We start from the raw sequence: 24,645 nt of genomic DNA on the forward strand, positions 1-24,645 counted from the left end.
CGAGCAAATATAACACTATTATTTAGTTAAATTAAGCTTTATTAAACTAGTCGCAATATCTCTTCCGTTTGAAAGTCTAGGCAATTTGTTTTGACCGCCTAATTTTCCTATACTTTTCATGTAATTTTTAAAGCCCTCTTTTTTTATTAGAGTGATTTTTAACGGTCTAAGCACTTTTCCTTCGATTAAATCAAAGTAATAACTATTCTGCTTTTGCAATGATTTATCAATCTTTTCTTCTAATTCAAGAAGGTTTTCAGGCTCGTTTTCAAACTCTATAAACCACTCGTGATATGGCAGTCCTTCAGTTGGGTTAATTTGAGGTGCAACTGTAAATTCTGTAACCTGAATATTGGAGCCTTCAACAGCTTCTTGTAATGCTTGTTCAACCTCTTTACCAATGACATGTTCTCCAAAAGCAGAAATAAAATGTTTTATTCTTCCAGATACAATTACACGATACGGTTTTATTGAAGTGAACTCAATTGTATCTCCTATATTATAAGCCCACAAACCTGCATTGGTGGAGATAATCATAACATAATTTACACCAACCTCAACATCTTTAATCGTAATTCGTTTGGGACTGTCTTCAAAAAATTCATCTGCTTTAATAAACTCATAAAAAATTCCTGAGTTTAATTGTAGTAGCATTCCTTTTTCGTTTTGTTTATCTTGAAAAGCAAAAAAACCTTCACTTGCTGGATATAGTTCAATACTGTCAACCTTCCTACCTATAAGGCTTTCAAATTTAGCTTTATATGGTTCGTAGTTTACACCCCCAAAAATGAATAAGCTGAAGTTTTTAAAGACATCTCCAACGTTTTTATTGGTTTTTTCTTTAATCTTTTCAAAATACATTTGAACCCAAGACGGAATACCAGAAATAACCGTCATGTTTTCAGGCAAAGTTTCGTCAACAATAGCATTTACCTTAGTTTCCCAATCTTCAATGCAATTGGTTTCCCATGATGGCATTCTGTTTTTTTGAAGATAATTAGGCACATAATGTGCTACAATTCCTGAAAGTCGTCCTAGTTCTATACCATTTTTCTTCTCCAAAATTGGACTTCCTTGAAGAAAAATCATTTTCCCATCAACAAACTTACTGTTTCCTGTTTCGGCTATGTACATTAAAATAGCGTTTCTAGCAGCTTCAACATGAGTTGGCATGCTTTCTTTTGTTAATGGAATATACTTTGCGCCTGATGTTGTCCCTGAGGTTTTAGCAAAATAGATTGGTTTCCCTTTCCAAAGTATATCTTCTTCGCCAGCAACAACTCGTTCTACATAAGGTTTTAGGTCTTCATAATCTCTTACAGGAACCGCTTTTACAAAATCGTTGTGATTATTAATTCCAATAAAATTATGGTCTTTTCCAAATTGTGTAGCTGCTGCAGTACTTATTAGTTCTTGAAACACTTTTTCTTGTGTTTCAATAGGGTTATTAGCCCATTTTAATATCGACTTTTTTACTCTTTTGGCAAACGGTTTAGCAAGTGCAGATTTTATTGAAAACATTACTTAAAATCGATAAAATTAGTTGGGTTTACTGGATAGCCTCTATTCCAAAGTTCGAAATGAAGGTGAGGTCCTGTTGTAAATTGTCCTGTGTTTCCTGCCATAGCAATAACTTCGCCTGCTTTTACTAAATCGCCTTGTTGCTTAGTTATTGATGCATTGTGCTTGTAAACAGATATTAACTCATAGGTATGCTCAATAATAACAACATAACCTGTTTCGGCTGTCCATTCAGCAAAAATAACTGTACCATCAGCAGTGGCTTTTACAGGCGTGTCTTTTGCAACAACTATATCTACTGCATAGTGTTTGTCCTTTACATTATACTCTTCAGAAATTGTTCCGTTAACAGGAGGAAACAATACAAAATTTGATGCAGAAATAGCAGATTCAAATAAGTTATACTTATCTTCTTTATCTACTCTTTCTCGTAATAATGAATCTTCTTTACTAGGTGTTAAGTTTATATCATTAAGGTCTTTGTTTACAGCTTCAATAATAGAATCTTTATTGAAATCGACCGTTTTTACATCTCCTGTAAGTACTTTTTTAATAGACTCGAAATAGCGTTCATTCATATGAATCACTTGCTGTAACGAATCAGTTTTATAATTAAGCTCAGTAGCTTGTTTTTTTAATGCTGTTGAAGAGTAACCAGGTATGTACTCTCTTAAGGAGGTAAATGCTATTAAAAGAATGGTTCCTGTAATTAATAATATTGTTGAAAGCGCTACAATAACAAAAACATTAAGTCTTGTTAGTTTTATAGCAAAACGTTCTTCAAAAGTATCCTCGTTTAAAATAACTAGCCTATACTTGTGAAGCAGTTTTTTAGCGAATTTTTTTTCTTTCTTTTTTTTAGCCATTGCAAAGCAAAATTAATTAAAATAAATGCAAGTTATAATGCTATTTCTTAAAGTTTGCTTTTAAACGCTTAAATTGAACTTTAATTATTAAATTTGCAATTCAAATTAAAATGTTATGATAGCAGCAAGTATATTTTTAGCTCCAGGACCATGGCAAATTGTTTTAATAGTTGTAGTGGTATTATTATTATTTGGTGGTAAAAAAATCCCTGAACTTATGAGAGGTTTAGGAAGTGGTATTAAAGAATTTAAAGATGCCAGTAAAGAAGACGAAAAAACACCTTCCGACAAGAAAGAATAAACTTGATATATTCTAATTAAAAAAGCCAACTTAAAAGTTGGCTTTTTTCTTATTTAATTTTTGTGGATCGTATTATCGATTCTAGTTCAAAAATGTAATCTCTTTTATTTATTGAAGGCGCAAAAACATAACCTTCAACTACAATATATCTTTTGTTAATTTCATCTTCAATAGCGTAATTGATAAATGGTCCAGACATAAAGTCGTTTTTAACTTCCCAAATACCTTTTGTCTCTATTGTAGGTTTATTGTCAATAATGGTTTCAAAAATGTAAGGTGCATACGCCTTTTCGGTAATCATATACGTGTTTTCCAATCGTCCTTGAATGTGTTTTTCTCCAATAGAATCTCGCATCCTTACAATATCAATTACTGCACTATCGCCTTTTCTTATACGATCAAGAGGCACTTCATATATCATTAAATCCATATTTCCAGTTTGGATATCTTTACGAATCCAAAAGAAATCGTCTGTTGCAGTTGCAATTCTATAAACTGATGGAAATTTAATAGACACTCCCAACTTATCTTCTATAGGTTTTGAGTCGAAAAGCGAAAGATTAATTCGTCGTTGTTTTTCTTTAATTTCCTCCTTTTTAAAGGCATCAACAATTTTATCAGCATTAGTTTCTAATTGCTCAATAATTTCTGCATCTGTTTGACCAGAAACAACAATAACGGTTTGTGGCTTTGCAAACACATCATGTGCAATTTTAGTTCCTGCAGCTTTGCCTTTTTCAATTTTTAAAATGGTTCTGTTTTTTGTTGTAAAGCCAGAAAATACCTGAGTAGGCATTTGACTGATAGAAAACAGTGGTTCATCTTGAGACAAACCGTGTACTGGAGCAGCTAGTATGCCTCTAATGCTTTCTCCAACACTGTCTTCCCATAATAAATTGTCGGCAACAACCAAAAGTTCATTGATGTTTCCTGACGAACTTGGAACAATACGTTGTCCTTTAGATTTTTTTTCATCGCATCCTACTAGGACAACAAATAAAAGTAGTGCTAATGTGGTTAGTTTTTTCATTGTGTAACTTTAGTTTTTTAGTTTGAAACTATAAGAGTCATTCCTATTTTCAACTTTGTACCACTAATACCGTTCCAATCTTTAATATTTTGAACAGAAATTCCAGGAAATTTTTGAGAAATACTCCACAAAGAGTCTCCTTTTTGAACTTTGTAGGTCTTTTTATTAGCAACATCTACCGTTTTAGTAACTGTTGTGGTAGGCTTTGGGCTACTTGAAACCGAAGGGTTTCGAGGGTATATTGTTAAGCGTTGTCCTATTCTTAAATTATTACTTCTTAAACCATTCCATTGCTTTATTTGGCTAACTCTTACTCCAAATTTTCTCGCAATTTTACCTAAGTAATCACCACTTTTAACTCGATATACTGTTTTGGTATCTGCATTAAAAAACTGTGGTAAAGGTTTTTCTCTTTTGTCAAATTCAGCTTTTGCATAACCATAAATTTGCTCTTCGTTAGCCACAAAAGATCCAACTGCTTGCCTTGGAAGGCGCAAGTAATAATCTTTACCTTCAATATGTGGTATGATGTCTAGTTTATAAGAAGGGTTTAAAAACTGAAGCTCTTCAATTGGCACTTGAGTAACTTCAGAAACCTGATCGAGCGTTATCATTTGCTTTACTCTTATCGTATCAGTTTCTACATAATGAAACTGAGGTTTTTCGGGTTTAAAACCATGCTCTTCGGCAAACTCAAAAATGTACATTGTAGCTAAAAACGCGGGAACATAACCTGCTGTTTCACGAGGAAGATTGTGTCTTATATTCCAATAGTTTTCATAACCTCCAGAACGTCTAATCGCTTTTGAAACATTTCCTGGTCCTGAGTTATAGGCTGCTAAAGCTAAATCCCAATCACCAAAAATTTCATATAATTTTGAAAGATAAGTAGCTGCAGATTTTGTTGATTTTATTGGATCGCTACGTTCGTCTACATAACTACTTACATCTAACCCATATTGCTTTCCTGTGGCAAACATAAACTGCCATAAACCTGTTGCTCCTACTCTAGATTTTGCTCTGGGTTTTAAAGCTGATTCTACAATGGAAAGGTATTTCATTTCCAAAGGAATGTTGTAGTTATCAAACTCTGCTTCAAACATTGGGAAATAATAATGGCTTAATCCCATGAGTCTTTCAAAAGAGTTTCGTCGGTGTTTTAAAAAACTCTTTATAACGCTTTCTAACGAAGTATTATATTCAACATTAAAAGGTGTTCTGGCGTTTAGCTTTGCTAATCTTGCTTTAAGCGTGTCTGTTGAAAGTTCAGGAAAATCAATGTCTTTGTAATCTAGCTCAGAAACCGTTTTGTAAATGGTATCAAACAGCGTGTTACTGTACAATTCCTCAAGCCATTTTTCGTCAAGTTCCAATGCTAATTCATGATCTTTAAGCTCTTTTATGGATAATGAATCTTTTATAGGAGAAATTGGTTTTATAGGAATGGTTTTTCCATCTACAACCGAATCTATTACTTTTTCAGTTGTTTTAACCAAAGTGTCTTTTGTGGTTTTTGTTTTAGCCTTTTCTTGGGAAAAACAAATAGCACACAACAACAATGCGCCTAATGTTAGGGTTTTTAGTTTAAGTTTCATCGAAAACATGTATTTATCTACCAACGGCAGATAAGCTAAAATCGTATTTTTTTATCTAAAATGAAAGATAGCAATACTTTTTTAACAGAAATTCAATGTACAGCAAAAAACTGTGTTATTCTAAAATAGCAGCAATACCTGGTAAGGTTTTTCCTTCTAAGCTTTCTAGCATAGCTCCACCACCAGTACTTACATAACTTACTTTGTCTTCGAACCCAAATTGTTTTACAGCAGCAACAGAGTCTCCTCCACCAACAAGCGAAAAGGCGCCATTTTTAGTAGCTTCAGCAATATAATCACCTAAGGCAATGGTTCCCTTAGAGAAGGTTTCCATTTCAAATACACCTAAAGGTCCATTCCATAAAATAGTTTTACACTGTAAAACAACCTCTTTGAAGTTTTCTAATGATTTTGGTCCAGCATCAAGACCTTGCCAACCGTCAGGAATTTTAGTTACATCCATAATTTGTGTTTCTGCAGTATTACTAAATGCATTTGCAGCAAGTACATCAACAGGTAAATGAATTTGAACGCCTTTTGCTTTGGCTTGTTTTAAAATATCTAAGGCTAACTCCATTTTATCATCTTCACAAATAGAATCTCCTACGCTTCCGCCTTGAGCTTTAACAAAGGTAAATGTCATACCTCCACCAATTATTAAGTGGTCAACTTTATCTAAAATATTTTCTATAATGGTAATTTTTGAAGACACTTTTGCGCCTCCAAGTACTGCTAAAACTGGTTTTTCTCCAGACGTCATTACTTTATCAATACTTTCTATTTCTTTAGCCAATAAACTACCAAAGCATTTATTTTCTGGGAAAAACTCGGCCACAATAGTTGTTGAAGCATGCGCTCTATGCGCAGTACCAAAAGCATCGTTTACATAAATGTCTCCTAGTTTAGACAATTGCTCTGCAAACGCTTTGTCACCAGCTGTTTCCTCAGCATAAAAACGTAAATTCTCTAACAACACTACTTCTCCTGGTTGAAGGTTTTTTACAACTTCCTCTGCCTCTGCTCCAACACAATCAGGCACAAATTTTACAGCAACACCTATGGTTTCTGAAACTTTGTCAACAATATGTTTTAATGAAAACACTTCTTGAACACCTTTTGGTCTTCCTAAATGCGACATTAACACACAGCTTCCTCCATCTTCTAAAATTTTAATAATTGTAGGTTTAGCTGACACAATTCTAGTGGTATCTGTTACCTCAAAAGCGTCGTTTAAAGGCACATTAAAATCTACACGAATTAAAGCTGTTTTGTTTTCAAAATTGAAGTCGTTTATTGTTTTCATTGGTTGTTTATTTTATATCCTAATAGCACAAATGTAGTTAATTAAATTACTCCAAAAAATCGGTTTTTCAACGAAAACGATTTCATCTTAAAAGAAGTATTAAAAAACATATATTTGCTGATATGTTGTTTACAGAAGTTATAGGGCAAGAACATATTAAAAACCATTTAACCACAAGTGCCGACAATGGTCGTATCTCGCATGCGCAATTGTTTGTTGGTCCAGAGGGTTGTGGTGCTTTACCAATGGCAATTGCCTATGCGCAATATATTTTGTGCAAAAACTTAAATGGTGAAAATACAGGCGGAAATGATGCTTGTAACTTAAAATTTAAAAACTATTCGCATCCTGATTTGCATTTTGCTTTTCCTGTTGCTACTAATGACAAGGTGAAAAAACACCCTGTTTCGTCTCATTTTTTAGAAGAATGGCGAGAATTGTTAAAAGAGCAGCCTTATGGCAATTTATTTGATTGGTACAAAAAATTAGGAATTGAAAACAAGCAAGGTCAAATAGGTGTTGATGAAGCACAAGATATTGTAAAATCTTTAGCCTTAAAATCTTATGAAGGTGGTTACAAAGTGATGATTATCTGGATGGCTGAAAAAATGAATACTTCGGCTGCTAATAAGTTGCTTAAGCTTATTGAGGAACCACCAGAAAAAACCATTTTTATTCTTATTGCTGAAGACGAAGAGCAAATTATAAATACCATTTTATCACGTTGTCAAGTGCTGCATTTTCCGCCATTAGCTGAATTGGATATTAAAAACGCACTGCTACAACAGTTTGATATTGCCGAAGCCGATGCTACTAAAATTGCACATCAAGCTAATGGTAATTACAACAAAGCTTGTGATTTAGTGTATCACGATTCTGAAGACATTCAGTTTGAAGAATGGTTTGTGTATTGGATTCGTTCGGCATTTAAAGCCAAAGGAAACAAAGCCGCAATACACGATTTGATTTCTTGGAGTGAAACTATTGCCAAAACTGGTCGTGAAACCCAAAAGCAGTTTTTACATTTTTGTATGGACTATTTTAGGCAAGCTTTATTGTTAAATTATAATGCACAAGAGCTTGTTTTTGTAGAACCAAAATCAGAAAGTTTTAAGCTAGAAAAGTTTGCGCCTTTTGTTCATGGTAATAATATTATGGATATTTCCAACGAGCTGCAAGATGCTATATATCATATAGAACGAAACGGAAATGCCAAAATTATTTTAACCGACTTATCAATAAAACTCACACGTTTATTACATAAAAAAGCCAGCTAATAGCTGGCTTTTATTTTTTATTCAAAAGTGTAAGTAGCAGTATCTACTTCGGTAACCCTAAAGTACCCAAACGCATAATTATCTGGGTTGGTTGGGTTAATACAATTTCCTCTTATTAAAGCTGCTGTAGAGCTAAATGGGTCGCCTTGACTACCATGTTGCTCAATTAACAAACGTATAAAGTTGTAGTACTGTTCAGAAATTCCGTAAAGGCTAATGTTAACGACATCTCCTGCTTCAAAAGGCGTTTCTTCACTGTCTTCATCATCGTCTTTTTCAAGGAAATCATGAATTTCATTACCATCAGTAAACTCATCTGACACATCTTCTAAATACGGAAACAAATCACCTTCAACATCATACTTTATTAGGTAGAAGTTTTCAATATTAGCAGGATCTGTAAAGTATAAATTGAGTTCTAGTAGCTCGTCGTCAAATCCGCCTTCAATGCTTTGACTAACTTCATTAATATCTGAAACCGACATTAAGGTTTCGGTTGCTTCATACGTTTCACCATCATAAACAATTTCTAGGTGATACGTATTATTCAAAATAGGAACAAAAGTACTTGTTGAATAGGTTCCGTCATTGTTGTCATCAAAAGGAAAAACCTCTCCAGAGTCTTCATTGGTAACAGTTACAATTGCTCCTGTAACACTAGTGTCTTGGTCTGTATCAAAAAAAGGTGTTGACATACTTAATGAAATGGACTGCACATTTCCTATCGTGCCTTTTTCCCAATCTAATGAGGCTTCTACCACTAATCTAGCTTGTGCTGTTGGAACATCTACGTCTATAGTGTCTTCGCAAGACGTCAATAAAAAACCTAGTGTAAATACTATTAATATATATCGTTTCATGGAATTAAAATTTAAAGTTATAAGTTACTGAAGGAATAATGCCAAAAATGGAAATTCTAGACGCTTCGTTTAAGCCTGTTTCCCTATTTTGACCAAAACTAATTGAGGCTGCATTTTTTCGGCTGTACAGATTGTAAATACCAAAAACCCATTCTGATTTCCAGCGTTTATCAGGATTTCTGTTTGGTTTATAAATTGCAGAAACGTCTAATCTGTGATAAGCAGGTAAACGGTCTTCGTTTCTGTTTGAATAGGTCGCAACTGATAATCCTTCGTAGTTGTACTGCCCATTAGGATAAGTTACAGGACGTCCTGTTTGAAACACAAAATTTGAACTGAAACTCCACTTGTCATTCAGCTTATAAACTCCTGTTAAAGAAATATCATGAGTACGATCATAAGGCGTATTGTACCAATCTCCATTATTAATTCCTGGTCCACCAGCATTTCCACCAACAGCACGTTGCTCTGACTTTGAAAGTGTATAGGCCAACCAACCTGTGAAATCGCCTTTGTTTTTCCTAAGCAATACTTCCAAACCGTAAGCTCTAGCTTCACCATTTAATATTTCAGTTTCAATATTGTTGTTTCCTATTAAATCAGAACCGTCTATATAATCAATTCTATTATCAACATGCTTGTAATAGGTTTCCAACTCCAGAGCGTAAGTGTTGTCTTTAAAGTTCTTGTAATAGCCCATAGCAAATTGATTGGAAATTTGAGGTTTTATGTATTTTCCACTTGGTGTCCAAACATCTAATGGTGTAACTGACGACGTGTTGGATAGCAAATGCAAGTATTGAGTTGACTTGGTGTAACTCGCCTTAATGGAAGACGCATCGTTAAGTTGGTAAGATACGCCTAGTCTAGGTTCAAAATTACCAAAGGTTTTAATGCTTTCGCTTTTACTGTAAGCTGTTTCGCTTTCTGCTTCACCACGTTCGTAAATTCCTAAATCGCTATTGTAAACCACAGGTTGATTGTTAACATAATTGGTCATGCTTTGTCCTCCAAGTCTAGAAAACGCACTGTAGCGTAACCCATAGTTAAAGGCAAGTTTATCAGAAATTTGATGTTCCGCACTTATGTAAGCAGCACCTTCAAAAGCACGTTTTTCGTCTAATTTTAGAGGGTTAATTGGTGATGTTTCTGAAGATGGTCTTACTTCTCCAGGATTAACATTATAGGTTAATCCACTAATACCAAAATCGAGTGTAATGTCATTATTTACGTAGTAACCTAAATCATATTTCACATTAAAATTGGTAATGTCTGCATCCCAATCTAGTTCAATAAAATCTAGCACAATGTTGTAATCATATTTGCTATAAATAAAAGATAGGTTTGAAAACAGCCTATCGTTAAACACATGATTCCAACGTAAGTTACCAGTTGCATTACCATAGTTGTTTTCTATAATTTTTGATAGATTAAATACGTCGCGACCAAAATAACCAGACAAATACAACTTGTTGTTTTTATTAATCTCATAATTGGTTTTAAGATTAAGGTCGTAAAACGAAATTTTATCGTCTTTTACATTTTCAATAAGTGGCATAAATAAATGTGCATAAGACGCTCTACCAGCAATTAAAAACGAGCCTTTATCTTTAAATAAAGGCGATTCGGCTGTTAGTCTACTAGAGATTAAACCAATACCTCCTGTAAGACCAAATTGTTTGCTATTTCCGTCTTTTTGTCTCACATCAAGTACAGAGGACACACGACCACCATACTTTGCAGGAATGTCTCCTTTGTAGAGTTTGATGTTCTTTATAGCATCTGAATTGAATACTGAGAAAAACCCAAAGAAATGTGACGTGTTATAAATTATAGCTTCATCTAAAAGCACAAGGTTTTGGTCTGCTGCTCCACCACGAACATGAAATCCAGCTGAACCTTCTCCATTATTGGTTACACCAGGAAGCAATTGAATAGATTTTACAACATCAACTTCTCCTAAAACCGCTGGCATTTGCTTTATGGTTTGTGCATTAAGTTTAGAAACACTCATTTGTGGTTTTCTAATGCTTACTACTTCAGATTCTTCTGCTACAATGATTACTTCATCTAATGCAGTTGCCGATTCTTGTAACTCGAAATCTAGTTTTTGATCGGCATTTAATGTTATTTCTTTGGTTACGGACAAATACCCAACGTAAGAAATAACCAAAGTGTAACTCCCTTTTGGAGCTGTTAATGAGAAAAAACCATACTCGTTGGTTGTAGCTCCATAATTGGTGTCTTTTAAATAAACGGTTGCTCCTAAAAGTGTTTCGCCATTAGTAAGGTCTTTAATGGTACCGCTAATACTGTATTGTTCCTGTGCTTGACACCATAAGCTAGTAAATAGGAAAAGGACTAAACATAATTGTTTCATTAGTTTTTGTTCTGTTTTTTGATTGATAAAATTAAGGTTTGAAATAGAATAAAATCGATTTTTACTTTATGGATTTGTTAACGCAAAATAATTTCAAATATTGATGAAATCCATATTCTAGACGACCTTTTGGAGTGAATTGTTACAGTTTTGGAGTGAATTGTCCTAGTTTTAGAATCAATTGTAGCAATAAAAAGTGTTTAATTGTCCAAATCCTTCTTTATCGCTTCTAAAAAAGAGTTGGAAACTGGGATTTTTAACCCCTCAAAATTGGTGTTAAGCACTAAAAACGCTTTTCCGTTTTTTCTGGTTAAATGTTTCACGTGAATTAAGTTTACAGCAAACGACCTATGACATTGTTTAATTGGTAAGTTTTCGGTTTGAGACAATATGTGTTTTAGTCTATTTCTTACAATGTGTTTTTTGATAGTATTGTTTTTTATAAAATTAACTACAACATATTGATTGCTAGATTCTATGTATACAATCTCATTTATAGATAAAGCAATGTCTAATTGATTGTTCTCGTCTAATAAGTTCAACGTGTCTTTTTGCTTTGTTTTATCGTATTTGTATTTAAATGTAAGTAGTTGTTGGTCTAGTTCCTTTACTTCGGTTTGAAGTCGTTTTATGGCTATGTAAATGACTGTTCCAAAAAAAGGAAAAATTAAAATCAATAACAGCTTAGGATACATTTTTACTTGAAACCAAATGTTTAGTTCTTTTTCAAAATCGTTACCTAAATCAGGAATAATAAAAGACATTCCAAAGTTTATAAACAGCAAAATTAAAGCCTCAATCAACAGCCAAAATATATATTTTTTAATTTTAATGTTTTGAAAACCAAATAGTTGTCTAAAAAAGAATTGTGAAAGTGTTAATGCTATAAACGTACTTAATGCAATGGAAAAGAAAAACAAAAACTTATTAAGCGTACTGTTAACAGGGTTTGACATTTCTTCTGAAATACCGTAAGGCTGAAAAATAATAAGGAATAAATGAGAAAATACAATAGCACTTAATATGTAAAGCCATTTCGATTTCTTGTCATCAAAATAATCAAAAGGTTCTTTTAAATACTCACGTATTTGCATGATGTATGATTGGTAGTTAAACTAAAAAAGCTAGACGGAATCCATCTAGCTTTACAATAACGTTTGTTATGTCAAAATTATTTTAGTCGCTTACTCTTCTTTTTTATAATCTGCGTTTAACGCATCAATAATTGTTTGAGAAAGGTCTTCTGAACCATAAAGTACACTTGCTGCAGTATCGCTAGTTCCAAAAATGTAAGAATATTGGTTCTTTTTACCATAATCGCTTACAAAGTTTTTTACTTTAACGATTAATGAATCAATATCAGTTTGAAATGCTTTTTGCATTTGTTGTTGCTCCATTTGAATTCTTTGAGTCAACAACTGTTCTTTTTGCTGAATCTCTTGAGATAATTTTTGAAGATTAGCCTGAGACATATTTTTAGCTTTCAATTGAGCTTCTTTTAACTCTAATTGATAATTGCTAATCATACTATCTCTTCTTTTTTGAAAAGCTAAATCTTTTTGCTCGTACTTTTTCTCTAAATCAATTTTTTCTTGATACTCATTAATTACTTTTCCGTTATCAATAAAAGCTAATTTTTGTTGTTCTTGACAAGAAGAAAAACTTAACGCTGCTACAAGTATTAAAACTAGGTATTTCATTTTTTAAAGTTTTTAATTTTTTGCAAATGTAATAAAGTTGAGACCTGAAATCTTAAAAAATGAACATATTAATAAAAATAATACTTCATTAACGATTAATTCATTTTAGTTATAAAAAACGGCTTTATATAAAAGCGCCTAATAACGATTTAAAAAAAGGCCAATAAATGGCAAGGACACAAATAACAAAAACGCTTAAAACGCCTTAAAATGCGTTTTAGCTCTTTTTTAGCACATAAATAAGCGAAGAATACTCTCCAGTGCGTTTTGCTTTTAAATTAGATTGTAATCCTATCCAAAAAGCTGTTAATGGATTTTTGGATCCTGATTTATATTGCTCAGAAAGTAAGCTTACATAAAATGCATCAAATGTCATTGGCAAGGTTTTTTCAATTTCTAAATTGTTTTTTGAAAATAATTTTGAGATTGATGTTTGTGAAAAATGCCAAAGATGTCTAGGCACATCATAAGCAGCCCAAAATGCATTGTAATGTTTTGCATCATAACTTTTAAAATTTGGAACTGCTATTACAAGTCTTCCTTCGGGTTTTAAAAGTCTGTTTAAGTTTTGTATTTCGGTTTCTAAATTGGGTAAATGTTCAAGTACATGCCAAAGCGTAATAACATCAAAAGTTCCTGATTCAAATTCCTGCAAAGTATTGGTATCAAAAACTTGATTTTTTGTTTTTGAATTTGCAATAGCTCTTGCCTTTTCGTTTGGTTCAATACCATAAACATTCCAAGAATTGTTTTTTGCGGTTTGCAAAAAATCTCCTGTACCACTACCAACATCTAAAATAGTTTTTCCTGAAACTGGAAACGAATTGATCAACTTTAATTTTCGTTTCAGAGCCATTCCTCTTACAAAATGATATGCTTTTTCAAACCAATTTCTTTTAGAATCGGTATGCGAAATATAGTCTTCACTTTTGTAATATTCAGAAAGTGTATTTGCACTAGGTTGAGGAATTGTTTCCAACATATCCAATTCTTCATTATGCACTAATTGAAAATCTTCACCAGAAACCGAATGGTCTTTTACAGTTAAATATGTTGGTTTTTTATTCATTTTAAAATAGATTCAGACAACACTTCGACAAGCTCAGTGTGACAATTCAGAATGATAAAATGTGATTTTATTAAATCGTTCCACGTGGAACATGTATATTCTTGATTTATGAGATTCCTGCTTTCGCAGGAATATTATCTACCCATATAAACTAAAAGCACCGAAATATCACTAGGAGAAACTCCACTAATTCTTGAAGCTTGAGATATGGTTACAGGCTGAATTTTATTCAACTTTTCTCTTGCTTCCATACTCATAGATTTCAGTTTAGAATAATCAAAATTAGCTGGAATTTTAATCCCTTCTAGCCTATTTAATTTATCAGCATTGTTCTTTTCTTTCTCTATATATCCTGAATATTTAATTTGAATTTCGGCTTGTTCAATCACTTCATTATTCAAATTATGTTCTTGGATGTATGCTTCAACAGCTTCAAATTGACGCATGTCTTCAATAGTAATATTTGGTCTTGAAAAGATTTTAAACATCTTATCTGATTGTTTCATCAACGAAGAATCTTTAGCTTCAAGCACAGGATTAGCTTCTTCTGGCTTTACACTAGTTTCTCTAAAAAACGACACAAAAGCTTCAGATTGCTCCTTCTTGTTTTCCATCTGCTTCATGCGTTCTTGAGTTGCTAAACCAATCTCAAATGATTTTGGAGTTAATCTAAAATCGGCATTATCTTGTCTAAGTAGCGTTCTATATTCAGCTCTTGAGGTAAACATTCTATAAGGCTCTTCAGTACCTTTTGTAATTAAATCGTCAACCAAAACACCTATATAGGCTTCACTTCTACTTAAGGTAAAAGCATCCTTTTCTTGAACTTTTAAAGCAGCATTTATTCCTGCCATTAACCCTTGCGACGCAGCTTCTTCGTAACCTGTGGTTCCGTTAATTTGTCCTGCAAAATATAAACCACTTACGAGCTTAGTTTCTAGCGTGTGCTTTAATTGCGTTGGTGGAAAATAATCGTATTCTATAGCATAACCTGGTCTAAAGAATTTTACGTTTTCAAAACCTGCAACCGAACTCAATGCTTTAAATTGAACATCTTCTGGCAGTGATGTAGAAAACCCATTTACATACACCTCAACAGTATTCCAACCTTCTGGTTCAACAAATAATTGATGACGATCTTTATCTGCAAAACGATTAATTTTATCTTCAATTGAAGGACAATAACGTGGTCCTAAACTTTTAATTCTACCATTAAACATTGGCGACCTATCAAACCCTTCTCGTAACAAATCATGAACTTCAGGACTTGTATATGTCATGTGACAAGAACGTTGTTGTGTTAATGGTTTTGTAATATCTAAATACGAAAATTTATCAGGATTATCATCTCCAGGTTGCTCTATCATTTTTGAATAATCTAAAGAACGACCGTCAACACGAGGCGGTGTTCCTGTTTTCATTCTGCCAGAATCAAAACCTAAATCAACCAGCTGTTCAGTAATTCCTGTTGCAGCGCGTTCACCTGCTCTTCCTCCTCCAAAATTTTTATCTCCAATATGGATAAGTCCGTTTAAAAAAGTACCATTAGTTAGCACAACGCTTTTAGCTTTAATTTCTAAACCTAAAGATGTTTTTACACCAACAACTTTATCTCCTTCCATTAACAAACCAGACACCATCTCTTGGTAAAAATCTAAATTAGGAGTTTGCTCTAACAGGTTTCTCCACTCTTCAGCAAAACGCATTCGGTCACTTTGAACACGTGGACTCCACATTGCAGGTCCTTTTGATTTGTTAAGCATTTTAAACTGAATAGCTGTACGGTCGCTAACAATACCACTATAACCTCCAAGTGCATCAATCTCTCTTACAATTTGACCTTTAGCAATTCCTCCCATTGCGGGATTACAAGACATTTGTGCAATATTTTGAAGGTTCATAGTTACCAATAAGGTTTTTACACCCATATTGGCAGCAGCAGCAGCAGCTTCACTACCTGCATGACCTGCTCCTACAACTATAACATCATATGTATCTTTAAATAAACTCATAGTGTTCCACGTGAAACAATTTAGATTCTGTTCAAAATTTTGGGATGCAAATATACAGCGAAATTATTGTAAATCAACCAATACCTTCATGTACTGTTCTTCCTTTGCTCGCATTACCTTGGCGTCTTCATCAGTCTTATCTTTGTAACCACAATAATGAAGTATACCATGAATTATCACTCTAGACAATTCTACATCAAAATCTACTTTAAAATCCTTTGCGTTATCTTCTACTCTTTCTACGGATATATAAATATCTCCATGTAGCTGTTTTCCTACCGAATAGTCGAAGCTAATAATATCAGTTAACGTATCGTGATCCAAAAATTCTACATTAATTTTATGCAAATAGTCATCGTCACAAAATATGTAATTGATATCTCCTAAGCTGCAACCTTCGTTTTGTATCGTTTCTTTTATCCATTGTTCAAAAACGGTTTCATTGGATAATTGAAACCGGGTTTCATAGTTAAAACTAATCATCTGATTTTTTAAAGTACTCTTGAACTTTCTTTTTATAAACTTGATGCAAAGGTAATGCTTGTCGGTTTAAAATTTCAGTAGTATTAAAATATTCTTTAGCCTTTGGAATTTGGTCTGTAGTAGTGTTATTAAACTGTTTGTCGTTAGTTTCAGATTTTCGTTTATTATCCTGCCCTTGAGTAAATGTAGCATCTTCAAGCTTTAATAATTGATGCTGTAAGTCCATCATTTTTTGCAAGGTTTGATTGGTGAATCCTTTGTTTAATAAGTCCAATTCAATCTCTTCCATTTTCTCCAACAAGTCTTTTCCTTGACCTTGTAAACCGTCTTTAGCTAGCTTATCTTGTAGTGCTTGCCTTAGTTGTTGCTGTTGCTGATAAATTCTAAACAACTCACCATTTAACTCTTCACTATTCCCTTCGCCATCGCCTTCTTGACTACCTTGTTGACTTCCGTTTTGTTTGCCTTGGTCACCTTCCTTCCCTTCATTTCCTTCTTTACCCTCATCGCCTTCTTTAGATTTTCCTTTCTCTCCTTTTTTCATGCCTTCTTCCATTTCTTTATTAAGTTCCTCTTGACTCTTAATAATATCTGGTAATTGCATTTCTTGTCCGCCACTTCCTGATTGACCAGAACCTTGTCCTGAACCTTGACCAGAAGAGGAATTCATTTGGGCTTCCATATTATCTAAAACATCGCTTAAAAAACTTGACAACTCATTTGTTGCTGTTATAGTGTATTGTTGCGTAGAAACACCTTGATAAATTTGATTTTCCGAAAGCTGAGACATAGACTTATCGATGTTAAAAAACACATCGGTAATTTGCTTATTTACTTGTTCGGAAAGCATTGGTTGACGCAGTGAAAGCGCAAATAAACTGTCGTCAATATGTTCAAAATGTTCTCTTAAAGTGTTCTGTTTACGCAAGTGCTTGCCATATTGATTATGGTTAATGTCGATGCTTCTAAACTGATTCATTAAGTTTTCTTGATCGAATGAAAACAGCACTAAGTTGTCTAAAATTTGACGAAGCATTGCTGCGTCTTCTGAAAGCTGTTCTCCACTACCAGACATCATAGACTGCATCATTTTTGCACTCATTTGCTTCATTTTTTCTGAAGCTTTCTTTTGGCTTTGTTGTGCATTATTTTGATTTTCTTGTGAGTTTTGTTTATCGCCTTGTTGTTCGTTTTGTTCTTGCTGCTCTAATTGTTCAGAAGCGTCTTGTTGGTCTTTTTTAATGCTTTCTTCAGTAGCTTTATCATCAGGAATAGCAAATGGTTTTTTAAGGTCTTCGTTTTCCTTTTTCAATTCTTCCAACTCTTCTTGAAACTCTTCAAAAGCTTTATTTAATTCATCTTGAGCTTCTTTAGTGTTTTCTTCATCTTGCTTAGATAATTTATCTTGTTCTTCAGCAAGATTTTCTAATTCTTTTTGAAGTTTCTCAGTTTTTTTAGCCACATAATAGCGCTTGGTCAACTCCAAAAGTTGTTCTAAGCTACGTTGTTTATTTTTGTTTTGCTTAGCGAGTTCTTCTAGTTTTTCTGTAAGCTCTTCCTTTTGAATTTTGTCCTGAAGCTTTTCTAATTCTTCAAGTAATTTTTCATCTTCCTTAAGTTGCTGCTCATTTTCATCTAAACGTTTTTGAAGGTCTTCTTTAAATTGATCTTGTTCTTCATTTTGAAATTCCTCAAGGTTGTCTTGAAGTTTTTTGTTGAAGTTTTGCATCAATTGCTCCTGCTCTTTTTGACGTTTTAAAAAGTTTTCGAGTTTCTTTTTATCATTGAAATTGAGCTCTTCTTTTTCCTTTTGATTTTTTGAAATTTCTTCGAGTTTCTTATCCTGATCTTTCAGTTTTTCAAAAGAATTGTTTAAGTCTTTTATGGTTTCGTTTTGCTCCTCTAATTGCTTTTGCTCTTCTTCATCTTTAGTCAACTTTCTATAACTAAACACTGAACTTTTAGTGCTTTTGTAATTATGGATTGCATCGTTATCAAACACCTGAAAATATAGCTCATAATCTACACCTTCGGTAAGTTGTAATTGATTTGGGAACGCGCTTACAAACTCGTCAAAATTAGATGAGCTAACAGGAATAGTTTCGGTCTTTTTATCACTATCATCATTTGAAGGGTAATACACCAACTGCAGTTTGCTCAATCCATAATCGTCACTAACTTGTCCGAAAAAATACAAGGATTGGTTATCAATTGAATCTTTTTCAACCTTTAAGGTTAACTCAGGGTAATCATCTTTAATCACATTAATTGAAAACGCTAAATTTTCGTAATCTTTTAGCGCATCATTACTTGTGCTAATACTGTACTCTAAATTGTTGTACAAGCGTTTATTAGCTTCAAAATTTCCATTGTCTAAAGGCTTAAACTGTATAGTATCTTGCGCGTAGAGTGCTACAGTATTTGTGGACTTAGTATTAACTTTCCAAGTAACGTTAGTCCCTTCTGGAACTGTTGTAGAACCTGTACTTTTTAAGGTTTCATCAGCTTTTTTGGTATGCGAAGGATAATCTAAAACCATTTCAAAATTCACCAGCTTAGGGATGTTTACCACATTTAAACTATACATTTTAGAGTTAACATTATTTGCCGATAAATTAAACTCTATTTTATCCTTTGGTTGGGTAAACACATACTCAAATTGTCCTGGAGCTGTTTGCTGTAAAAAATAAGTTTCGTTGTTGTATTTTATTTGAGCGTTTTCAGGAATTACTTTTCCTGTAGTAGAAACCAGAAGTTTAAAGTCTTTGTTTTCAATAGCGTTTAAATCTTCATTAACAACAAAAAACTGAAAAGGTGCAGGTGGCTCATAAGCCACATTGTAATTCACCACACGTTCATAACTATCACTAAACCAATTTAGTTTTCCTGTTGCGTAAGAGAGCAACAAAATAACAATTGGTATAGCTGCATATTTTAGATATTTGGCGTTTTTCTTGAAATTAACTGCCATTTTAAACGGAATTGGGCTCAATTCGGCAGATTTTTGTTCAATACTAGCCAATAGTAATTCAGAGTCTGCGGCATGCTGTTTAAGCTGAAGCACGTTAAGCAACTTATCGTTTACTTCAGGAAAATGGTTTCCTATAATTTTTGAAGCGTCTTCATAGTTAATACCTTTTTGAAGTTTAAACAGTTTCGCTAAAGGAATAGCAATAAACTTTGCAAAAAGTCCAATCTCTACCGCAACAAACAACCAAAATAAAACGGTTCGTGCTGTAGGATTCAGCCAAAGTACATATTCAACAAAAAGCGTAAATAAAAGATACAACAAGCCAATGGCAAAAAATAAAATAATGCCTTTTAACAACTCATTGGTATAAAATCGTCTAATAAATTGCTCTAGCTTTGCCTGTATTTCTTTAAAATGACTTGCCATACGGTTAAATAACTTACTAATATAAAATTTATTTTGGTCTGTAAATGCTTAAATTTTGGTAAGATTCTGTTAATTTCGAGAAGATGTATTAAATTTAAGACTAACATTTTGCTTTTGTTATGAAAGATTTAAAATACTTAGCTGCTTTTTCAATTCCAATTGTTGCGTGTATTGGCATCTACTTAAAAGGATATTTTTCTTACTTAACTCCTGTTTTTGCCTTTGTCATTATTCCTTTGCTAGAACTAGTGTTTCCTGTTGATACGCATAATTTATCTTCACAAGAAGTTGATAGTAAACTAAAACACAAACTTTTTGATTGGTTACTGTATCTTAATCTTCCTTTGGTATATGGCCTACTCTTCTTTGGAATTTATGAAGCGACAACCTCAACAATTGAAACTTATGAATTTGTGGGTTTAATACTCTCTGTTGGTATTGTTTTGGGAGTTAATGGTATAAATGTGGCTCATGAACTTGGTCACAGACAATCCACCAACGAGCGTTTTATTGGAAAAGCCTTGTTGTTACCTTCTTTATATATGCATTTTTATATTGAACACAATTTTGGACATCATTTGCATGCAGCAACTCCTGAGGATCCTGCAACAGCAAGATACAATCAAAGCGTGTATTCGTTTTGGATTACTTCAGTATTTAGACAATATGGCAATGCATGGAACATTCAACTAAAATTGCTAAAAAACGGCAAAAAAGGGTTCTTTTCGGCAAAAAATGACATGTTTTGGTACATTTTGCTTCAAACAGGCTATTTATTTACAATGTTTGCGTTGTTTGGAACTTTAGGTTTAATATTTGCGTTTTCGGCAGCAATTATAGGTTTTATACTTCTTGAAACGGTTAACTATATTGAACACTATGGATTGCTACGATTAAAAACTAAATCTGGCAGATACGAGCGCGTTAAAGAAATTCATTCCTGGAACTCCAACCATGTCATTGGAAGAATTGTGCTTTATGAACTCACAAGACATAGCGATCATCATTTTAAATCTTCTAAAAAATATCAAGTTTTAGATTGCCATGATGAAAGTCCGCAAATGCCTTATGGTTATCCAACTTCAATGGTTTTGGCAATGCTGCCTCCACTTTGGTTTAAAATTATGAATAAACGTGTTCCACGTGAAATGATTTCTTAAAAAGAGAAGAGAAAAAAGAAGATAGAAAAGAGACTGTTGTGCATTATCTTTCTCTTTATTCTATTTTCTTTGTTCTTTCTTCTGCTCTAGTCTATCTTTGCAGCCATAAACTAAAAACAATGTCAAAAAACGTTCGTGTGCGATTTGCACCAAGCCCAACAGGACCTTTACATATTGGAGGTGTAAGAACTGCACTTTTTAACTACTTATTTGCCAAAAAACACAATGGTACTTTTGTTTTACGTATTGAAGATACTGACCAAAACCGTTATGTTGAAGGTGCTGAAGACTATATTGTAAAATCTCTTGAATGGTGCGGAATTCCTTTTGATGAAGGTCCAGGAAAGAATGAAAAATTTGGTCCTTACAGACAAAGCGAACGCAAACATTTATATAAAGAATATGCTGACAGATTAATTGCTGAGGGAAAAGCTTATTATGCGTTTGATACTGCTGAAGAATTAGATTTTCATAGAAAAGACCACGAGGCTAAAGGCAAAACATTTATCTATAATTGGCATAACAGGCTAAAATTGAGTAACTCTTTATCACTTTCTGAAGATGAAGTAAAAACTAAGCTTGACGCTGGAGAAGATTATGTGATTCGTTTTAAATCGCCTCAAGATGAGACACTTCATCTAAAAGATATTATTCGTGGTGATATTAAAATAGATACCAATACGCTAGATGATAAAGTATTATTTAAAGCTGATGGTATGCCAACTTATCACTTGGCAAATATTGTAGATGACCATTTAATGGAAATCACTCATGTTATTCGTGGTGAAGAGTGGTTGCCTTCTCTTGCTTTACATATTCAACTTTATGATGCTTTTGGATGGGAAGCTCCAGAATTTGCACATTTACCTTTAATTTTAAAGCCAACCGGAAAAGGAAAATTAAGCAAGCGTGATGGAGATAAATTAGGCTTTCCAGTGTTTCCTTTAGAATGGAAAGACCCAAATACTGGAGATGTATCTAGAGGTTATAAAGAAGATGGTTATTTCCCTGAAGCAGTGGTAAACTTTTTAGCCTTTTTAGGTTGGAATCCAGGAACAGAGCAAGAAATTTTCTCTTTAGAAAACTTAACTCAAGTGTTTGATTTAGCTAAAGTTAATAAAGCTGGTGCGCGTTTTGATCCTGATAAAACCAAATGGTTTAACCACCATTATATGCAAGAACAAGACAACTATGATTTAGCTGTTGCATTTAAAAATTCTAAAGCTGAATTATCTGAAATTGACACACAGTATATTGAACTAGCAATAGGATTAATTAAAGAACGTGCCACTTTTGTGAGTGATTTTTGGGATTTGAGTCATTTTTTCTTTGTAACTCCTACTGAATATGATGAAAAATCAGCTAAAAAAGCATGGAAAGAAGATTCATTGGACTTAATGAAAGAGCTTATTTTTGTTATAGAATCTGTTGATGATTTTACAGTTGAAAACCTTCAAACCGTTATAAAAGGTTGGATAACTTCTAACAATATTGGTTTTGGAAAAGTAATGATGCCTTTACGACTAGCTCTTGTTGGTGCTTTACAAGGACCTGATGTGTTTGATATTATTTACATGATAGGTAAAAACGAAACTGTACAGCGTATACAAAACCTTATTAATAATTTAAAGTAAAAAAAAGCGAGTTGTAACAACTCGCTTTTTTATTTTATTCTTTATCGTTTAAAACACAATAATAGCTGTAAAAGCAAGCATAGACTGGTTTCCTTTAAACTTGTTGTTTCCTCCTGTTGTGTCTAAATCATTATTGTTATTAAGTTTATTGAGCATGTTTGTAAACCCATAAATGTATTGCGCTCTTAACTTAAATCCTTTAAAACCTGCTGTAGCTCCTACTGCTCCATTGACATTAAACTGTGAAATTCCTGTGATATCTTTAGCTGAAAGATTGTTATAGCTTCCAATAATGTAATTTTCGTGGTTGTCATCTTTTAATTCCAATTCGCTATTGTATTGAATCATTGGTCCTACATCAACAGTAATGTAATCCTGTAAAACCTTTGCATGAAACAAAAAAGCCACTTGAGCTGTAAATAATTTATAATCTATTTCTTCTTCATTAGCAATTACATTTGATGGTCTAGCAAAAATACCAACATTATTTTCAGATAATTGAATGTTATAACTAACCGTGTACCACTTATGAGGTAAATCGACTGTTGCACTTAAACCTCCTATCCAGCCTTCGCCTTTTACTGTTTGAAAGTTATCCGTAATAATGTCAAACTGGGTAAGTCCACCATATATTCCAATACCATTTTTTATAGAATATCGTTGGTGTTGTGCTAATGCTGTTGTAACAAAAGCTATACTAAATGCTACTAATAAGAAAAGTTGTTTTTTCATGATTTTATTTTTTGAGGGATAAACAAACCTAATCATTTTTTGATTTAAACTTTGGTAATTCGTAAAAAATATGGTGCTTCATTAAAATATAACTTAAATTAGTAAACAAATATTTCCTAACCATTAAAAAACTTGTTATGGGCGAATTTATCTTATTTCCTATTATTTTTTTCGGATTAATCGTTTTAATCTCTTCCTTCTTTATTGTTAAGCAACAGTCAGCTGCCATTATTGAACGCTTTGGTAAATTTCAAAGCATTCGTCATTCTGGACTTCAAATGAAAATCCCTTTAATCGATCGTGTAGCTGGTCGTTTGAGCTTAAAAATTCAACAGCTCGATGTGATTATTGAAACCAAAACGTTAGATGATGTATTTGTGCGTTTAAAAGTTTCGGTTCAGTATATGGTAATAAAAGATAAAGTTTACGATGCGTTTTATAAGTTAGATTATCCACATGATCAAATTACTAGTTATGTATTTGATGTGGTTCGTGCCGAAGTGCCTAAAATGAAACTAGATGATGTATTCGTTAAAAAAGACGATATCGCCATTGCTGTAAAAGCAGAATTAAATGATGCAATGTTAGAGTATGGTTTTGACATTATTAAAACCTTAGTAACTGATATTGATCCTGACTCTCAAGTAAAAGCTGCAATGAACAGAATTAATGCTTCTGAGCGTGAAAAAATAGCTGCTCAATACGAAGGTGATGCAGCACGTATTTTAATAGTTGAAAAAGCAAAAGCAGAAGCTGAAAGTAAGCGTTTACAAGGTCAAGGTATTGCTGATCAAAGACGTGAGATTGCTCGTGGTTTAGAAGAATCTGTTGAAGTACTAAATCGCGTTGGTATTAACTCACAAGAAGCCTCTGCATTAATAGTTGTAACACAACATTACGACACATTACAATCGTTAGGAGAAGAAACCAATAGTAACTTAATTTTATTACCAAACGCTCCTCAAGCAGGAAGTAATATGCTTAATGATATGGTGGCTAGTTTTGCTGCAAGTAACCAAATTGGTGAAGCTATGAAAGAAGCTAGAAATAAAAAGAAAGAAGACTAATTATTTATATTATAAAGTAAAAGCCTCAAAGTTATTTTGAGGCTTTTTTGTGTTTATTAATTAGTTGTTTTAAACTTTCTAAATAATCCTCAAGTGCTTTGTTATTGACTTTTGGATGCTCCATATTAGGAATCGTCATTGGGTTTTCATCCAAATGCTCATAAATTTCAGGATAATTGGTTTCAATTTCTCTCGTTAATACTGATATTTCTGTTATTAAATCTTTTGCAGTTTCCATACTATTTGAGTTTATCTTAA

General features: G+C 33.1%; 20 protein-coding genes. 5 read left to right on the forward strand and 15 right to left on the reverse strand.

What is annotated here, in order from left to right; genetic code table 11:
* Positions 1–18: 18 nt before the first annotated feature.
* Both DMZ43_RS04415 and DMZ43_RS04420 read right to left on the reverse strand, forming a co-directional pair.
* On the reverse strand, positions 19–1,521 hold the full coding sequence (locus DMZ43_RS04415) for a GH3 auxin-responsive promoter family protein (protein ID WP_131506382.1): 1,503 nt from the start codon (positions 1,519–1,521) through the stop codon (positions 19–21).
* Positions 1,521–2,387, reverse strand: a complete 867-nt coding sequence (locus tag DMZ43_RS04420) for a M23 family metallopeptidase (protein WP_131506383.1) — start codon at positions 2,385–2,387, stop codon at positions 1,521–1,523. Before DMZ43_RS04420 ends, DMZ43_RS04415 begins: the two co-directional genes overlap by 1 nt.
* Positions 2,388–2,502: 115 nt before the next feature.
* On the opposite strand from DMZ43_RS04420, the gene DMZ43_RS04425 reads away from it, so the two are divergent.
* The gene (locus DMZ43_RS04425) at positions 2,503–2,688 is read left to right on the forward strand and encodes a twin-arginine translocase TatA/TatE family subunit (RefSeq protein WP_129759781.1); all 186 of its coding nucleotides are present in this window, start codon (positions 2,503–2,505) and stop codon (positions 2,686–2,688) included.
* A 49-nt stretch (positions 2,689–2,737) separates the two neighbouring features.
* Here the strand turns inward: DMZ43_RS04425 and DMZ43_RS04430 are convergent, their stop codons facing one another.
* From DMZ43_RS04430 to pgk, 3 genes are all read right to left on the reverse strand, one after another.
* Positions 2,738–3,718 carry a DUF4837 family protein gene (locus DMZ43_RS04430; RefSeq protein ID WP_131506384.1) on the reverse strand — a complete coding sequence of 327 codons (981 nt, stop codon included), beginning with the start codon at positions 3,716–3,718 and terminating at the stop codon, positions 2,738–2,740.
* Positions 3,719–3,735: 17 nt separating this feature from the next.
* Positions 3,736–5,313 carry a LysM peptidoglycan-binding domain-containing protein gene (locus DMZ43_RS04435; protein ID WP_131506385.1) on the reverse strand — a complete coding sequence of 526 codons (1,578 nt, stop codon included), beginning with the start codon at positions 5,311–5,313 and terminating at the stop codon, positions 3,736–3,738.
* 115 nt (positions 5,314–5,428) lie between these two features.
* Entirely contained in the window at positions 5,429–6,616 is a 1,188-nt protein-coding gene (gene pgk, locus DMZ43_RS04440) for a phosphoglycerate kinase (RefSeq protein WP_131506386.1), read from the reverse strand.
* A 122-nt stretch (positions 6,617–6,738) separates the two neighbouring features.
* Between pgk and DMZ43_RS04445 the strand changes: the two genes are divergently transcribed.
* The gene (locus tag DMZ43_RS04445) at positions 6,739–7,893 is read left to right on the forward strand and encodes a DNA polymerase III subunit delta' (protein ID WP_131506387.1); all 1,155 of its coding nucleotides are present in this window, start codon (positions 6,739–6,741) and stop codon (positions 7,891–7,893) included.
* 17 nt (positions 7,894–7,910) lie between these two features.
* Here DMZ43_RS04445 and DMZ43_RS04450 read toward each other — a convergent pair whose 3' ends face one another.
* From DMZ43_RS04450 to DMZ43_RS04485, 8 genes are all read right to left on the reverse strand, one after another.
* Entirely contained in the window at positions 7,911–8,753 is an 843-nt protein-coding gene (locus DMZ43_RS04450; RefSeq protein WP_131506388.1) for a DUF4249 family protein, read from the reverse strand.
* A gap of 4 nt (positions 8,754–8,757) precedes the next feature.
* The gene (locus DMZ43_RS04455; protein ID WP_131506389.1) at positions 8,758–11,133 is read right to left on the reverse strand and encodes a TonB-dependent receptor; all 2,376 of its coding nucleotides are present in this window, start codon (positions 11,131–11,133) and stop codon (positions 8,758–8,760) included.
* Between the two features lie 200 nt (positions 11,134–11,333).
* Complete coding sequence (locus tag DMZ43_RS04460) at positions 11,334–12,227, reverse strand: LytTR family DNA-binding domain-containing protein (RefSeq protein WP_131506390.1); 894 nt, start codon at positions 12,225–12,227, stop codon at positions 11,334–11,336.
* Positions 12,228–12,317: 90 nt separating this feature from the next.
* Positions 12,318–12,833: an OmpH family outer membrane protein gene (locus tag DMZ43_RS04465; protein WP_131506391.1), complete on the reverse strand. Its 516-nt coding sequence runs from the start codon at positions 12,831–12,833 to the stop codon at positions 12,318–12,320.
* 217 nt (positions 12,834–13,050) lie between these two features.
* Entirely contained in the window at positions 13,051–13,902 is an 852-nt protein-coding gene (locus DMZ43_RS04470) for a class I SAM-dependent methyltransferase (protein ID WP_131506392.1), read from the reverse strand.
* 134 nt (positions 13,903–14,036) lie between these two features.
* On the reverse strand, positions 14,037–15,914 hold the full coding sequence (gene mnmG, locus DMZ43_RS04475) for a tRNA uridine-5-carboxymethylaminomethyl(34) synthesis enzyme MnmG (protein WP_131506393.1): 1,878 nt from the start codon (positions 15,912–15,914) through the stop codon (positions 14,037–14,039).
* A 63-nt stretch (positions 15,915–15,977) separates the two neighbouring features.
* The gene (gene ybeY, locus DMZ43_RS04480) at positions 15,978–16,397 is read right to left on the reverse strand and encodes an rRNA maturation RNase YbeY (protein WP_131506394.1); all 420 of its coding nucleotides are present in this window, start codon (positions 16,395–16,397) and stop codon (positions 15,978–15,980) included.
* Positions 16,390–19,794 (reverse strand): DUF4175 family protein, encoded by a 3,405-nt coding sequence (locus tag DMZ43_RS04485; protein WP_131506395.1) that lies wholly within the window; start codon positions 19,792–19,794, stop codon positions 16,390–16,392. The genes ybeY and DMZ43_RS04485 overlap by 8 nt, the downstream gene beginning before the upstream one ends.
* 119 nt (positions 19,795–19,913) lie before the next feature.
* Between DMZ43_RS04485 and DMZ43_RS04490 the strand changes: the two genes are divergently transcribed.
* Positions 19,914–20,954 carry an alkane 1-monooxygenase gene (locus DMZ43_RS04490; RefSeq protein ID WP_131506396.1) on the forward strand — a complete coding sequence of 347 codons (1,041 nt, stop codon included), beginning with the start codon at positions 19,914–19,916 and terminating at the stop codon, positions 20,952–20,954.
* 119 nt (positions 20,955–21,073) lie between these two features.
* Complete coding sequence (gene gltX / locus DMZ43_RS04495; RefSeq protein ID WP_131506397.1) at positions 21,074–22,588, forward strand: glutamate--tRNA ligase; 1,515 nt, start codon at positions 21,074–21,076, stop codon at positions 22,586–22,588.
* A 48-nt stretch (positions 22,589–22,636) separates the two neighbouring features.
* On the opposite strand, the gene DMZ43_RS04500 is transcribed toward gltX, so the two are convergent.
* Positions 22,637–23,320 (reverse strand): hypothetical protein, encoded by a 684-nt coding sequence (locus tag DMZ43_RS04500; protein ID WP_131506398.1) that lies wholly within the window; start codon positions 23,318–23,320, stop codon positions 22,637–22,639.
* Positions 23,321–23,457: 137 nt separating this feature from the next.
* Here DMZ43_RS04500 and DMZ43_RS04505 point away from each other — a divergent pair, with 137 nt between their 5' ends.
* Positions 23,458–24,387, forward strand: a complete 930-nt coding sequence (locus DMZ43_RS04505; RefSeq protein WP_129759800.1) for an SPFH domain-containing protein — start codon at positions 23,458–23,460, stop codon at positions 24,385–24,387.
* Between the two features lie 31 nt (positions 24,388–24,418).
* On the opposite strand, the gene DMZ43_RS04510 is transcribed toward DMZ43_RS04505, so the two are convergent.
* Entirely contained in the window at positions 24,419–24,625 is a 207-nt protein-coding gene (locus DMZ43_RS04510) for a hypothetical protein (RefSeq protein ID WP_131506399.1), read from the reverse strand.
* Positions 24,626–24,645 lie beyond the last annotated feature (20 nt).

Source organism: Meridianimaribacter sp. CL38 (assembly GCF_004328055.1).
Classification (GTDB): domain Bacteria; phylum Bacteroidota; class Bacteroidia; order Flavobacteriales; family Flavobacteriaceae; genus Gaetbulibacter_B; species Gaetbulibacter_B jejuensis.